Source organism: Flavobacterium columnare (assembly GCF_014844295.1).
In the GTDB taxonomy this organism is placed as follows: Bacteria; Bacteroidota; Bacteroidia; order Flavobacteriales; family Flavobacteriaceae; genus Flavobacterium; species Flavobacterium columnare.
The window spans coordinates 1,309,189-1,324,499 of the sequence record NZ_CP054494.1; the positions used below are offsets into that span (position 1 = coordinate 1,309,189).

Consider the following 15,311-nt stretch of genomic DNA (forward strand, 5'->3'; position numbering starts at 1 on the left):
TGTAAACCTGATTAATAAACACCTGTAGCAGACAAACCTTCAACTATTGTCTTAGCCGCAGAAGTACCTATCCTTTTAACCCCTAATTCAATCATGTCATTTGCTTCTTTTATATTACGAACTCCTCCGGCTGCTTTTACAGGAAGTGGAGAAGAGTTTTCTAACATCAGTTTTATGGTGTGAATTGTTGCTCCATTTGGTTTTCCATCAGTTGTTGGATAAAAGCCAGTAGAGGACTTTACAAAAACTTTAGAACATTCTGATTCACTAAAATTTGCAACAACAGTATTACGAATTAAACTAGAAATTTGAATAATATGATCATCTGTTAAAGCGGCTACTTCAATAATAAATTTCACAACTTTATTATTTGAAAGTCCTAATTGAGTACACTGAATCGTTTCTTCTTTTATTAATTCTATTTCTCCTTTTTTAAAGGCTTCATAGTTTATTACATAATCTAATTCATCCACTCCGTTTTGAATTGCTTTTGTAGCTTCTTTAATTTTTGAGTCTACTGAATCGGTTCCAAAAGGAAAATCAATAACGGTACCAACAAGAAGTTCAGAATTTTGTTCGTCAATCATTTTTCGAGCTGTACTCACATATTCAGGACGAATCATTACTAATTTGAAGCGTTCTTTTATAGCTTCTTGAATAGTTTCAATTACTTTTTTTGTATTTTCTTCATTTGTAAGTCCTGCTTGTTCTGCCTTTTTTAAATAGGTAGAATCTAAATATTCTCTAACGTCCATATTTTTTTATTTTTTGATAAAAATAAAAAATCTTAATTAAGCACGAACTGCTTTTAATCATTTTATTTCTTAAAAAAACGATAGGAAAGAATAGCCGAGCTTATGGCTCCCAAACTATTTGCAATGATATCTTGAATTTCAGCCGAACGATTAATTGTTAAAAAGGCTTGACCTATTTCAACTAAAACACTGATTAATATGGCAATAATTGTTAAAACAATTACTTTTTTAAAATTCAAGCCTTGGCTTGCCACTATATATCTAATCCATAAAAAAACAAAGACAAAGTAGAATACAAAATGCACTACTTTGTCTTCATTTGGAAAAGTATATTTAGGATTTAATGTTGGTACCTTAAAACTTAAAAAAAGAATTAAGAAAGTCCAACATAAAGCCAGCCAAATAGATTTTTTTTTAGGCTCCAATAAGATTTTTATAATCTTCACTTGATAACAATCCTTCTATTTCAGAAGCATCTGAAATTTTCACTTTAATCATCCAAGCAGCTCCATAAGGATCCGAGTTTACTAATTCAGGATTAGATTCTAATTCCTCATTAAATTCAACAATTTCACCAGATAATGGCAAAAATAAATCTGAAACTGTTTTTACTGCTTCTACTGTTCCAAAGACTTCGTCTTTAGTAAGTGTTTGGTCTAAAGTGTCAACCTCTACGTATACAATATCACCAAGCTCTTTTTGAGCAAAATCTGTGATTCCTACTGTGGCAATATCCCCATCAACACTCACCCATTCGTGATCTTTAGTGTACTTTAAATTAGTTGGTATGTTCATTGTTTTTTATTATTTATGATACAAAAGTATAATTATTAAAATAATATCAAAATCATATTTCTAAAAATTAATTTCCTAGTGTATAACGCAAAGTAAAACCTGCTCTAATGTTTGTAATAGGGAATGAAGTAGAAATAACTGCTCTATTAAAATTATAATCAAAATAGAACAATGTGGTTAAGTTAGATGAAAATTTATAATCTCCAGAAAACTTTGCTGTTACAATATTCTGTCCTCCTCCTAGTTGATTGTTATTATAATCTATATTTCTTACTATCGTTTTATTATTTCTAAAAGAAATATCTCCTCGCAGATTAATATCACTCTTAACAACACCTGTATTGTTATCTGCTAATCGTGAACGAACAGTTACATCTTTAATACGATATCCTATACCAAATATATATTCTTGTCCTTTGAGTTCTGTTAACAAATTATTGTCAAAGCTCAAAGAAAGTGTGCGATCTTTTTTTATCTCTCCTATAAATTTTAATGAATTTTTCATTTGAATATCTAATCGTAACAGAGGGCTAAACTGCTCTGTTAAATTTACGTTTCCAATAAGAGTTGAGCTATAATAATTACCTGATACATCAACTCCGTTTGGATTTTTATCGTACTCAAAATTTGAACGATAGGAATTTAAGGTATAGGCTGATTTATAAGCATGTTGTATACTAAAACTTCTAAAACGTTCTTTAAAAAATTTATACCGTATTAATCCTGTATATTTTATATTCCAATTAGGTAAAGGGAAGAATCTATTAAAACTTAAAGGAACATTTGATGAACTTCTAAAATCTGAGGTATATGCTGCTAAGAAAGCAGGCAATAATACTTGCTGACTATTTTTGCTATATCCTTTAGGGAAGCCATCTGAATCCACTTGGGTTGGATCATATAAAGGATCATAAGAAGCACGCTCTTGAGCTAAACGTTGAGCAATTTCTTTCCTCCCCTTTCTGAATGCTTCAAAAGCACTAGAACCATTTTCATCACTGGTTGCAAAAGCCGTACCAATCATTAGTGTACTAATCGAAAAATTACCAGTTTGATAAGGAGATAACGAATTATAGTTCCCATCAGTTACTGTAAATTGTTCGCTATAATTATTAGATATCGTACGATCCGCTACTAAATCTATAGTTAAATCAGTAAATGGTTCTAATTTAGCATTAGCTTGTAATTGTTTGGTATTTACTTTGGTAAAATTCTGATTAAACTTATCATAGTTTGTCAACCATCCATTTTTAGCCGCTTCAAAACGAACTTCATCTTGCATCCCAAAAACAAAACCTAATGAAGGTCTTGAAGAACCTAAAAACCCTATAGATGGCAAATATCCAGGCAATAGAGTACCATTGGTTTCTGAATAGTTTACCTGTATATTTTTAATTGCAGTAGCAACACCTATTAGACCGTCTAAAAACACATTTTGTTTTACTATTTTTTCTTTTGGTTTTGCAACAATTTTTTCTCCAGGCTTAGGAACTGTTACGGGAGTAACAGGCTTAACAGGTTTTTTACTTCTTTCTGAAAACTTAACTAATCCAATATACTTATAAAAATTAGTCATTGAAAAACTAGTATTCAATTTATGCGTATTAGCATTTTGTATCGTATTTCCTAAATCATAAACTAAATTAGGGTTAGCCAATTTGTCTGGATAAAAATTCCTCATAGCATCAGAACCTCTGTTCCAAGAATAATTTCCTGTATAGGTGTAATCTGATTTTATAAAAGAGAGCACGGGTATTTTTTCTATAGGCAAGGTATAGTTGGCCGTAATTTGTTGATTGTGTTGATTGGGTTCTCCTACATTCCAAAAATCATCCCAAACTGTATATTCTGGTTTTTGAGAATCGTCATTTTGATTAATTAAATTAGTCCTCACAATATTACCTGTAGTGGCCGTATAGTTCACTTTAAACGAACGTGTAAAATTAAAATTAAAACCATAATTATAGTTAAATAGGTAATTCCTACGATACAATGGTTCAACTCCTGCTACTATACTTTGATCTACTTGACGAAATTGTTGTCTATTGAATTGGCGAAGGATGGATGAACTAAAATTAATATTAGAGGGTAATAAATTAAAATTCAAATCACTCAACAGTTTCCAATAGGCACTTTTTTTCATGAAAGAAGTTTGTTTGAAAGGTTCAATAGTTTTCGTTTTAAACGCATAGGCATAATCAGCTGTTGTACGCACCTGTTGATCTAAAACATTTTGAACTTCAAAATCACGATGTTTCATCTCATTGTATGAATAAGAAAGTGTAAGGTTTTCAACATCATAAACATGAGGTTTTTGCTCTGGTGATCGTTCTTTTTTAACTCCAATAAAATTGATACTCCTTCTTTTGGTAAAATTTTCAGATCTTTTTCTTATAGCGTCTTTTTCTTCCTCAGTTTGAGCGACTGCTAATACATCTTTTAATTTTAAATCTTGATAAAGAGGATCGTATTCTGGTGTAATTGTTTGTTCTCCTATGGCGTAATTAAAAGGTAAATTAACGCCCCACTTTTTAGGTAATAATTTTCCTAAACTAACATTTGTTACTAGGTCATACTGCCACATATCTTCACGACTTCTTTCATTGGGTTTTTGTTCAATAGAACCAAAACCAATAGTCCCCATACGTCCCGTTGCAGAAAGTGTTAAAAAATCAGCCATATTCGTATCTAAGCTTGCAACTGCTGCCATACCTCCCGATTCATTCATTTCAGCCAAACGCAATTCATTAAACCAAACCTCTCCTCTGACTTTTGAAGTTGTTTCTCCTCCTTTGGGATTTTTAAGTCCTACCATTAGGGTACGTACATAACCAATGTTTGGATTTCCTTTTACTCTAATTTTCATACCGGCAGTTGCTCCATTATCATATACTGTAGCATCTCTGACATAGGATTTGTCGTCAGCATCTATAAACTGAGGATCTGCTTTAAAACTTTCTAGTTTTAATTTTCCTAATGCAGAAAGTGCTAAGTTAATTTCATTTTCAACGGGCCAAACATTTTCTGCTATTGCTTGTCCAAAAGGAGTTACTTTTAATGGAACTTCAATTTCATAAAAATTATTAGTAAAGTCATTTCCAAAACGTATAAAAGCACTTAATTCTTTATCTTTCAAATCATCTGATTTAAGTAAAGATTCAGAGTGCAAAAACATTTTCAAACGATTGTATTGACGCATATCAACACTTACATTTTTAAATACTGCTTTTGCTTGACCATCTGCTAACCCTTTTGTTTCATCGTTTGCTGAACCTACACGCAAAAGCAATGATTGTTCATTTTGATTAACGACCGTATTATTATTATTAATTTGTTCTCTTTTTACATTAGGTGGCAAAACATAAGGAATAGGGCTTCGTTGTCCATTTTCTTCTATGTTGATACTTTGTACTTCAAAATTAGTATTTGGATCTACAATACTTGTTAGTTGCCCACCATAGCGCCTCCATTCTCCTCTAACAAGATCTAAGGCTCCAAAACGCAAAGTAATTTGATCGCTAAATCCGTTGACTAACATACGCATAAAACGAATGGAACGAGTATCTGAAATACCTCCCATTGGTATTCCTTCTGATATTGGAATTTTGTATTGTATCCAACGTACACTAGTCTTTTGTCCTGCTCCTAGATCACGGTCATTATCTATACGTTCACTTACTACGTATTTATCACCTGCTTTTACATTTGGTTTTATGTCTATTTCAAATTTATAATATCCTTCGACTGTATTCATGGTGTTGTCTCTATTGATATCTTCAACATCTGGAATGGTAGAATTACCTCTATTACTATCCGTAACATCTACGGGAGAGTTTTTTTCTGTTCCATTATATTTTTTATATCTATCAACAATTTTCCCTGAAGTATTTAAATAATATTGATAATTATCCATTGCTGGGTCATCTTGATTAGCAAATTCAGGAAATTTTATACGTTCTTCGTCATCACTTAAACCATTAAGACCAACATCTTGTAAAGATCTATTGTTATTATTTGAATCAAACGTATAAATAAGTGACTGGTTTGCAGGAGATTTACCCCACTGAGAAAGTAATGTTTTTTGATCAGAGCCTAATCCTGGCAATCCATTTTCATACATTTTTTTACCATCTTTTAGAACATCTTCTGACACTTCTCCCAAATGAATTGTAATTTTTCCAGTATTAGCAGTAGATACTCCGTTTAAGTTTTTATAATACGGATCTAATAACCAGAACTGAATATACTCAACATTAGCCTGTTCAAAATTAGTGGTAGTAATAGGGCGCATAATACCTGCAAAAGATTTTGTAGGATCTGGCATTTGGTTATTTAATGCCGCTGGGTTAAAGTTATAAGGTCCTCTTTCTTTAGGATAATAAGTTAAATCTAGCGTATTTACTACTCTTGAGTCTCCTATAGCAATACTGGTTTGCGGATACAACTCATCTATATAAACCCGTCTGGTATCATAGGTAGATATATCGTCATCGGTAATTCCTGATGGTCTTTGACTTGTATAGAATATAGGATCAATAGTATACCAAGATAATTTAGCTCTATTAAAACCATAACTCAAATTACTAGAACTTAATTTATCCTGAAATTCATCTGGAACACTGGCTAAACTCCATGACTGAGGTGAACGCATATCAATAGATGATTGCGATCCTTCAAAATCATCTATATATACTGTAGACTCACCATTTAATCGGTCAATTTTAGAAGTTCCTGGCATAAGGTATGCAAACTCCCCTCTAAAGGAAAGATTTGAAGGTGCGTCCGTATCAATATTAGGCAATTTATTAACTAATCTTGTAAAAAAAGGCACTTCTGTTGAAAAGTTACCATTTAGACCAAACATTGTATTATTTACAGATTCTTGTCCGTAATTCGTCTTTTGTGTAAAAGGACGTTCAGACATATTTATTAAAGTTCCGTTAATTTGAAATTTATCAGAAATTTTATGTTCGATATTAAATCCCATATAGCGTCTAGTTTGCTGACCAAACATAGAATTATTTTCAACAGAAACTTGAATAGGGGTTCCTGATGCTTGTAACGAGGGATCTAAAATTTGTACGCGTCCTGCTTGATAATTAACGGTATAATCTACTCCTTCTTGTAAAACTCTTCCTCCTGCAGTTACTACAACAGATCCTCTTGGTACGTTCACAGCCCCTAACGAAATACCATCGCCTCCCGTAGATTTAAATTTACCTTTTAATTGAAATTTATTCTTTTCACTATTTTGCAAAGCTGCTGCTTGAGTCTTTCTATATAAGCTAGTGTAAACGTATTTTTTTTGATTTAAGTTATACGAACTTTCATCATTATATTTTTCAGTACCATTATTAGAAGTAAGTTTTTCAAATAAAGATTTCCCGAAAGGTTCTACTTTAGTAAATATAATACGGGCATTTTGAGTATCTATCGTTAGACCTGGTAAAAAATCAAAAAAACCATCACCTCTACTAGGGTCATTATAAAAGTCTAATTTATCTAGATCGAACACCTTAAGTAAAGGCACATTAGATATATCTCCTCTCAAAGGTAGGGGAGCTTCTAAGGTTATATAATTTATAGGTGAAGGATCCGTATATAATATATTGAATTTAAAGTCTGTTTTTTCTAATTGATACGCTCCAGGAATTTGATAAATGTTTTTCATCATTAAATTCCAAATAGGTTTATCTACATTATTTAAATTAGGTTTTAATAATTTTAGAATCAGAGCTTTTGTAACAGGTATATCATTTATATCTGTTGTAGAAGAAGTAACGCCATCATTCCCGAACTCTCCAACTTGATACACTTTATCTCCTTCTGTATACTGGTAAGCAACAGCTAATACTTCATCATTTGTCAAACGCTGATTTAATGAGATATATCCGAGTTGTGGATGGTATGTATATTCATTAGGATTTAGTTTACGTGCGTTTTCTAATTTAGAATAATCAACCCCTTCTCTGGTATTTAGTCCATTGAAACCTGTTGATACGTTTGAAACATCTCGTATAGCCTCATTCAACAAACTTCCTACATCTCCTATTTTTTTAGGATTAAAGGCATTATTTGCATTATCTACAGGTGTATCGGCTGAAACTTTAAAAAAATTAGCTGGAATTGGATTTAAACCTACTATTTCATTTTCTAGTAGTTTGGTACTTCCAGCTTCGCCCAAATCCGATAGCGCAACTATATTGCGCAAATTATTACCTTCTACTCCTGCATTAATTCTATTTTGTCTATTAGTAATCCAAACCTCTAAACGGGTAATTTGTGTTCTTGAATTAATTACAGGATAGGTTTCCAATGCTCGGTCGTAATTATTTCTAAAAAACTGTGATAAAAAAAAGTGGCGATCAGCATCATAGTCTAAAGCAAACATATCAAAATCTTGAATCAATCCTCCTCCTTGAGCCGTTACCGTTCGCGTTTGTGATTTTTGTTCAGAAAACACACCTGTAAAAGTCGTTCTTCCAAATTTTAATTCCGTCTTAAAACCAAATAAACTTTGAGCACCTCTAATCAAACTATTGCTCAAAGGCATACTAACATTTCCTACTTCTATTTTTTGAAGAATATCATCTTCTGTAGGAGTATATTCTAATTTTATTAAATTTTGAAAAGCAAAAGTAGATTCTGTATCATAATTAACATTTACTCGAAGACGTGTTCCTACTTGCCCCATCAAACTCATGCTAATACGCTGATCAAAATCAAAATTAAAATTACTTCTATTTCGAGGAGAGAAGGCTGGATTATCTTGTTTAGAATAACGCATCCCTAAATCAATCTCCACGCTTCCTGTAGGTTTTATATCTATTGTATTACTTCCAAAAATAGACTCAAAAAGTCCTGAACGGATATAATATCGAGGTAATAAATCTCTTTTCTTTTCTTCAGAATTTTTCTTTTGTCCTGCTACGGCATCTCCTTTTTCTTTAAAATACTTACGTATAGCCTCTTTTTTTATTAATTTTTGATATTCATCAGGAGTCAATACAATTGGATAATCTATTGTAAATCCTTCAAAAGATTTGGTATAAATATACTGATCCATTACAGGATCGTATGTATAAGCTTCTAAAATACTTTGGGGATCAGGCAAATCCATTTTTCCTTTTTGATATCCTTTTAAAGTATCTTTTACTTCCTGAGAATGGGCAGTATTTAAAACAAAGAAAAACAGTATATAAAAACTGTTTTTAAATAATAGATTGAATGGGAATGAAAAATTATTTTTCAATGTTTATAAATTTTTTAAAGCTTGTTTTATAATATTTTCCACAGTAGCTTCTGGTGTAGCTGTAATAATTTTTTCAACTACTTTCTCAGCAGATTTTCTAACAAAACCAAGCACTTCTAAAGCAGATAACGCTTCATCTTTATTTGTATTGTTTGGAATCAATGAAACTTCATCTATTTCATAGATTTTTAACACTTTATCTTTCAATTCGATTATTGCCCTTTGAGCGGTTTTAATACCTATTCCTTTTATAGATTGGATAGTCGCTACATTTTCAGAGGCCAAAGCATTAATAATTTGTTTGGGTTCTAATGAAGAAAGCATAGTTCGTGCTGTATTAGCTCCAATACCTGACACTGAAATGAGTAACTTAAAAATTTCCCTTTCAGATTTCTCCATAAATCCATACAAAGAATGACTATCTTCTTTTACTTGTAAATAGGTATATAATTTAACGAAATCGTTCGATGGTAACAAACCAAATGTATGTAAAGATATATGAACTAAGTACCCTACCCCGTTGCAGTCAATTACAACGTCGGTAGGGTTTTTTTCAACTAATTTTCCTTGTATGTGTGCAATCATGCTCCTTTTATTATTCTTTCAAATATACTAATTTTATTGAGTGAAAGTATTCCTCCTTAAGTGTATCAAGAAATCCAAAGGGTTATTTTTGAGTTCTATGCCTTTTTTCTTTTTCTTGAGCATCTATAACAGCTATGGTTGCCATATTTACCATTTCTTCAACACTAGCTCCTAATTGAAAAATATGCACTGGTTTATCTAAGCCTAACATGATAGGTCCAATTGAATCCACCTTGTATAATTCTTTCAACATCTTGTAGGTAATATTAGCTGATTCTAGATTAGGAAACACAAGGGTATTTACTTTTTGTCCTGCTAATTTAGAAAAAGGGAACTTGCTCTTTAACATTTCAGGATTTAATGCAAAGTCTGTTTGAATCTCACCATCTACAATTAAATCAGGGTGGTGGGTATGTAAATAGGCTACTGCTTCACGTACTTTAGAGGCACTTTCGTCTTTTGAAGACCCAAAATTAGAGAATGACACCATAGCCATTACAGGTTCCATTCCGAATAATTTGATTGTTCGAGCTGTCATGAGTGCTATTTTGGCCAAGTCCTCAGCGGTTGGATTGGGATTAATTGCTGTATCTGCTAAAAACATAGGGCCTCTAGCGGTCATCATTAAGTTAGTGGTAGCAATTCTGCTTACCCCTGCTCCTTTCCCTATTAGCTCCATTATGGGTTTTACGACAGAAGGGTAACTTCTTGAGTAGCCTGTAACCAACGCGTCTGCTTCTCCTTCGTTAATCATCATAGCGGCGAAATAGTTGCGTTCACGCATCCATTTTTGAGCATCCAAAAGTGTAATTCCTCTTCTACGACGGGTTTCCCAATATTTTTGAGCAAATCTATTTTTTCGTTCTTCTTCTTCTTTTGTTTTTGGGTCTATAATTTCAACCTCCGCGTCAAAACCTAATTCTTCTTTTAATTCTAGGATAATTTCTTTGTTTCCTAACAAAATAGGCATACCAATTCCTTCTTCAAATACGATTTGTGCGGCCTTTAACACATCTAGATGGTCTGCCTCCGCAAAAACTACTTTTTTAGGGTTTGTTTTAGCACGGTTAGCCAACATACGTACCATTTTATTATCAGATCCTAATCTGTCTAATAATTCATTACGGTATTTTTCCCAATCCGTTATGGGTTGTTGAGCTACTCCACTTTCTATTGCTGCTTTTGCTACAGCTGGAGCTACTTCTGCTATTAATCGCGGATCAAATGGTTTTGGAATAATATAGTCACGACCAAATACTAATTTCGTTTCTCCATAAGCAATATTTACTTGTTCAGGAACAGGTTGTTTAGCTAAACATGCCAGTGCTTTTACGGCTGCCATTTTCATAGCTTCATTTATTTTGGTTGCTCTAACATCAAGTGCTCCTCGGAAAATATAGGGGAATCCTAGAACGTTATTTACCTGATTGGGATAATCCGAACGTCCTGTTGCCATAATAATATCTTCACGTGTACTGATAGCTAGATTATAATCTATTTCAGGCACTGGATTAGCCATTGCAAAAACGATTGGATTTTCAGCCATGGTTAATAACATTTCGGGTTTTAACACATTTCCCGCTGACAGTCCTAAAAACATATCTGCACCTACAATAATTTCTCCTAATGTTTGAGCAGGGATATCTTTAGCATATTTTCTTTGAAGATCAGAAATATCTTCTCTGCTTGACACTAACAAACCATTTACATCAAACATAAAGATATTTTCAATCTTTACTCCTAATGCCACATATAAATTAGCACAAGCCAATGCTGCTGAGCCAGCTCCAGACACTACTACCTTAATTTTATCAATATCTTTTTCTGCTAATTCTAAAGCATTTAATAAGGCGGCTGATGAAATGATGGCGGTTCCGTGTTGATCATCGTGCATTACTGGAATATTGAGTTCCTCTACTAAACGTCTTTCTATTTCAAACGATTCAGGGGCTTTTATATCTTCTAAATTAATCCCTCCAAATGTGGGTGCTATGGCCTTTACTGTATCTACAAACTTATCAATATCAGTAGCATCTACTTCAATATCAAAAACATCTATATCAGAAAATATTTTAAACAACAAGGCTTTTCCTTCCATAACTGGTTTGGATGCTTCTGGCCCTATATTGCCAAGTCCTAAAACAGCTGTACCATTGGAAATTACGGCTACTAGATTGCCTTTTGCTGTATATTTATATACTTTATCTATATCTTTAGAAATTTCAATACAAGGTTCCGCTACACCTGGGGAGTACGCTAAAGACAAATCGCGTTGGGTAGCATATTTTTTAGTAGGAACAACTTTAATTTTACCAGGCTGTGGTTTTGCATGATACAATAGAGCTTCTCTTCTTTTTTTATCGTCTGACATATTCTTTTGTCTTTTAATGAACTGGCAAAGATAAGTGTTGAAGCAAAAGAATGAAATTTTTTAAGGAAATTAATCCTCTAAAAATAGAATATTTCTTTTTAAACCTTCTAATTTAGTTCGTTTAACAGCTGAATTTTTAAAGATTTTTTTAAACACATCTTCTGTAATTTCTTTCCAATCTTCTTTTGTAAATTTTATTAGATCAGGATGAGGGTTAAAAGAATCTATCATGTTGGGTTTTGCAAAACGATTCCACGGGCACACGTCTTGGCACACATCACAACCAAACATCCAATCGTTAAATTTACCTTTCATTTCTTGTGGTATTTGATCTTTTAATTCAATTGTAAAATAGGAAATACATTTGCTACCATCTACTACATAAGGTTGTATTATAGCTTGTGTAGGACAAGCATCTATACAAGCTGTACACTTCCCACAATGATCTGTTGTAGGCAAATCGTATTCTAAATCTAAATCTAGAATAATCTCGGCAATAAAATAAAAAGAACCTACTTGTTTTGTAATTAAGTTACTATTTTTTCCTATCCATCCCAAACCACTTTTAGCAGCCCACGCTTTGTCTAAAACAGGAGCTGAATCTACAAAGACACGTCCATCTACCTCTCCTATTTCTGTTCGAATAAAGTGAAGTAAATCTTTTAATTTATCTTTTATTATAAAATGATAATCTTGACCATAAGCATACTTAGAGATTTTATATGAATCTTGAGTTTGAGTTTGAGATGGATAATAATTGAGTATTAAAGAAATGACACTTTTTGCTCCTTCTACTAATAATCTAGGATCTAATCGTTTATCAAAATGATTGTTCATATATCCCATTTGACCATTCATTCCTTTTTTTAACCAATTTTCTAAACGAGGTGCTTCTGTTTCTAGAAAGTCAGCTTTAGAAATACCACAAGAAAGAAAACCGAGTCGTAAAGACTCGGATTTTATTAATTGGGTATATTTTTCTTTATTAGTAATCAAATCAATATTTTTAAAGAAATTATTTTAAAACAACTCTCCGTGAGATCCTGCACGAGTACGACCAAGATGTTTGTAAGCCTTTTCCGTTACTTCACGTCCTCTAGGTGTTCTAACTATAAATCCTTCTTGAATTAGAAAAGGCTCGTATACTTCTTCTATTGTTTCACCACTATCTGATACAGCAGTTGCTAGTGTGCTTATTCCTACTGGTCCTCCTTTAAACTTATCAATAATAGTGGTTAAAATTTTATTATCCATTTCATCTAACCCATGTGCATCTACATTTAAAGCTTGCAGAGCATATTTAGCTATTTCTATATCTATGGTACCATTTCCTTTAATTTGAGCAAAATCGCGAACCCTTCTTAATAAAGCATTTGCAATACGAGGTGTTCCTCTACTACGTCCAGCTACTTCAATAGCTGCTTCCATAGAAATAGGAGTTCCCAGAATGGAAGCACTACGTTGGACTATAGTAGTTAACAATTCTCTATTATAATATTGCAATCTTGATTGAATACCAAAACGAGCTCGCATAGGAGACGTTAGTAGCCCAGAACGAGTGGTAGCTCCCACTAAAGTAAAAGGATTTAAACCTATTTGTACAGATCGTGCATTAGGACCACTTTCAATCATAATATCTATTTTATAATCTTCCATAGCAGAATACAAATATTCTTCTACCACAGGACTTAGACGATGTATTTCATCAATAAACAAGATATCACGTTCTTCTAAATTGGTCAACAAACCTGCCAAATCGCCTGGTTTATCTAAAACAGGTCCAGACGTAATCTTAATTCCAACACCTAGTTCACTTGCTAATATATTAGCCAAAGTTGTTTTTCCTAAACCAGGTGGCCCATGAAAAAGAGTATGATCTAGCGCATCTCCTCTTAGATTTGCTGCTTTAACAAATATCTTTAAATTTTCTAACACCTGATCCTGCCCCGTAAAATCATCAAAACTTAACGGGCGCAAGGCACGTTCGACATCTATCTCTTGCGATGTAAAACGTTCTTTATTAGGATTCAAATTTTCATTCATCTTGCAAAGATAAAAGTTTGTTTCATGAATTATACACTAGCTTCTCAATAAATAAAAAAACATATATTAGCAAATCAAACCAAAAACTTATGGAAAAACAAACACAACAATTTAAAAAAGAATTAGGACTACTGGACGGAACACTATTAGTGGTAGGTTCTATGATTGGTTCGGGGATATTTATAGTAAGTGCCGATATTACTCGTAATATTGGCAGTGCTGGATGGTTAATAGCTATCTGGATTATTTCAGCTCTTATAACTATGACAGCTGCGGTAAGTTATGGTGAACTTAGTGCTATGTTCCCACAAGCAGGAGGGCAATATGTTTATTTAAAGGAAGCTTATAATAAATTAATTGCTTTTTTGTATGGATGGAGTTTTTTTTCGGTTATACAAACAGGAACTATAGCAGCTGTAGGTGTTGCTTTTTCTAAATTTACAGCTTATCTTATACCTACCTTTAGCGAAAATAATTTTATTATAGATCATCCTAGTTTCAAACTAAGTACTGCTCAAATTGTTTCTATCATTACCATTATTATCCTTACTTATATTAATAGCAAAGGCGTTAAAAATGGAAAAATAATTCAAAAAATATTTACTATTACAAAAATTGCATCGTTGTTTGGGCTCATCGTATTTGGATTCATATTGGCCGCTAAAAGTGAAATCTGGGATGCCAATTGGAATACTACTTGGACAGCTCAATCCTTTAATAAAGAAACTAACACTTGGACAATTGTGAGCGGGTATACTTTATTATCTGCTATTGCGGCTTCTATGGTAGGTTCTTTATTTTCAAGTGATGCCTGGAATGGTGTAACTTTTATTTCTGGTGAAATAAAAAATCCTGAACGAAATGTGGGATTAAGCCTCTTCTTAGGAACTTTAATTGTAAGTGTAATTTACATATTAGCTAATGTGATGTATTTAGCCGTTATGCCATTAAACGCCATTGCTTTTGCTCCTTCAGACCGAGTAGCTGTGGTTGCATCGGAGCATATTTTTGGTACAACAGGAACTTTTATTATTGCAATTATGATCATGATTTCTACTTTTGGCTGTAATAACGGGCTAATCATGGCGGGATCACGGGTGTACTATACCATGGCAAAAGATGGTTTATTTTTTAAAAAAGCAGCTGAATTAAATAACGCAGCTGTTCCTGGTTGGGGATTATGGATTCAGTGTATTTGGGCATCTCTCTTATGCTTAACAGGTAAATACGGTGCTTTATTAGATTTCGTAATGATCATAGTTATCATTTTTTACGTTTTAACAATTCTAGGAATTTTCATCTTAAGAAAGAAAAAACCTGAATTAAAAAGACCTTATAAAGCTTTTGGTTATCCTATTTTACCTGCACTTTATATTATTGTTTCTTTGGCTATTTGCACCATGCTTTTAATAGATAGAACAAGTACTTGTGGATGGGGTGTACTAATTATGTTAATAGGAATTCCTATTTATTATATAACGAAAGGAAAAGAGAAATAAGAGATTATATG

The 15,311-nt window shown here is 32.8% G+C and carries 9 protein-coding genes; 1 reads left to right on the top strand and 8 read right to left on the bottom strand.

Features of this window, described 5'->3' with window-relative positions:
• Window positions 1–11 precede the first annotated feature (11 nt).
• From deoC to ruvB, 8 genes are all read right to left on the bottom strand, one after another.
• Complete coding sequence (gene deoC / locus HUE53_RS05775) at window positions 12–755, bottom strand: deoxyribose-phosphate aldolase (RefSeq protein ID WP_192188775.1); 744 nt, start codon at window positions 753–755, stop codon at window positions 12–14.
• Between the two features lie 62 nt (window positions 756–817).
• Entirely contained in the window at window positions 818–1,180 is a 363-nt protein-coding gene (locus HUE53_RS05780) for a VanZ family protein (protein ID WP_014166149.1), read from the bottom strand.
• Window positions 1,170–1,550 (bottom strand): glycine cleavage system protein GcvH, encoded by a 381-nt coding sequence (gene gcvH, locus HUE53_RS05785; protein ID WP_014166148.1) that lies wholly within the window; start codon window positions 1,548–1,550, stop codon window positions 1,170–1,172. Before gcvH ends, HUE53_RS05780 begins: the two co-directional genes overlap by 11 nt.
• A 67-nt stretch (window positions 1,551–1,617) precedes the next feature.
• Complete coding sequence (gene sov / locus HUE53_RS05790) at window positions 1,618–8,802, bottom strand: T9SS outer membrane translocon Sov/SprA (RefSeq protein WP_192188860.1); 7,185 nt, start codon at window positions 8,800–8,802, stop codon at window positions 1,618–1,620.
• Window positions 8,803–8,805: 3 nt separating this feature from the next.
• Window positions 8,806–9,387, bottom strand: coding sequence for a Holliday junction branch migration protein RuvA (gene ruvA, locus HUE53_RS05795; protein ID WP_014166146.1), 582 nt, complete (start codon window positions 9,385–9,387; stop codon window positions 8,806–8,808).
• Between the two features lie 82 nt (window positions 9,388–9,469).
• Window positions 9,470–11,758 (bottom strand): NADP-dependent malic enzyme, encoded by a 2,289-nt coding sequence (locus HUE53_RS05800; protein ID WP_065212961.1) that lies wholly within the window; start codon window positions 11,756–11,758, stop codon window positions 9,470–9,472.
• A 69-nt stretch (window positions 11,759–11,827) separates the two neighbouring features.
• Window positions 11,828–12,754 carry a tRNA epoxyqueuosine(34) reductase QueG gene (gene queG / locus HUE53_RS05805; protein WP_065212960.1) on the bottom strand — a complete coding sequence of 309 codons (927 nt, stop codon included), beginning with the start codon at window positions 12,752–12,754 and terminating at the stop codon, window positions 11,828–11,830.
• Window positions 12,755–12,778: 24 nt separating this feature from the next.
• The gene (gene ruvB, locus HUE53_RS05810; RefSeq protein ID WP_014166143.1) at window positions 12,779–13,801 is read right to left on the bottom strand and encodes a Holliday junction branch migration DNA helicase RuvB; all 1,023 of its coding nucleotides are present in this window, start codon (window positions 13,799–13,801) and stop codon (window positions 12,779–12,781) included.
• Between the two features lie 89 nt (window positions 13,802–13,890).
• On the opposite strand from ruvB, the gene HUE53_RS05815 reads away from it, so the two are divergent.
• Window positions 13,891–15,300, top strand: a complete 1,410-nt coding sequence (locus tag HUE53_RS05815) for an APC family permease (protein ID WP_014166142.1) — start codon at window positions 13,891–13,893, stop codon at window positions 15,298–15,300.
• Window positions 15,301–15,311 lie beyond the last annotated feature (11 nt).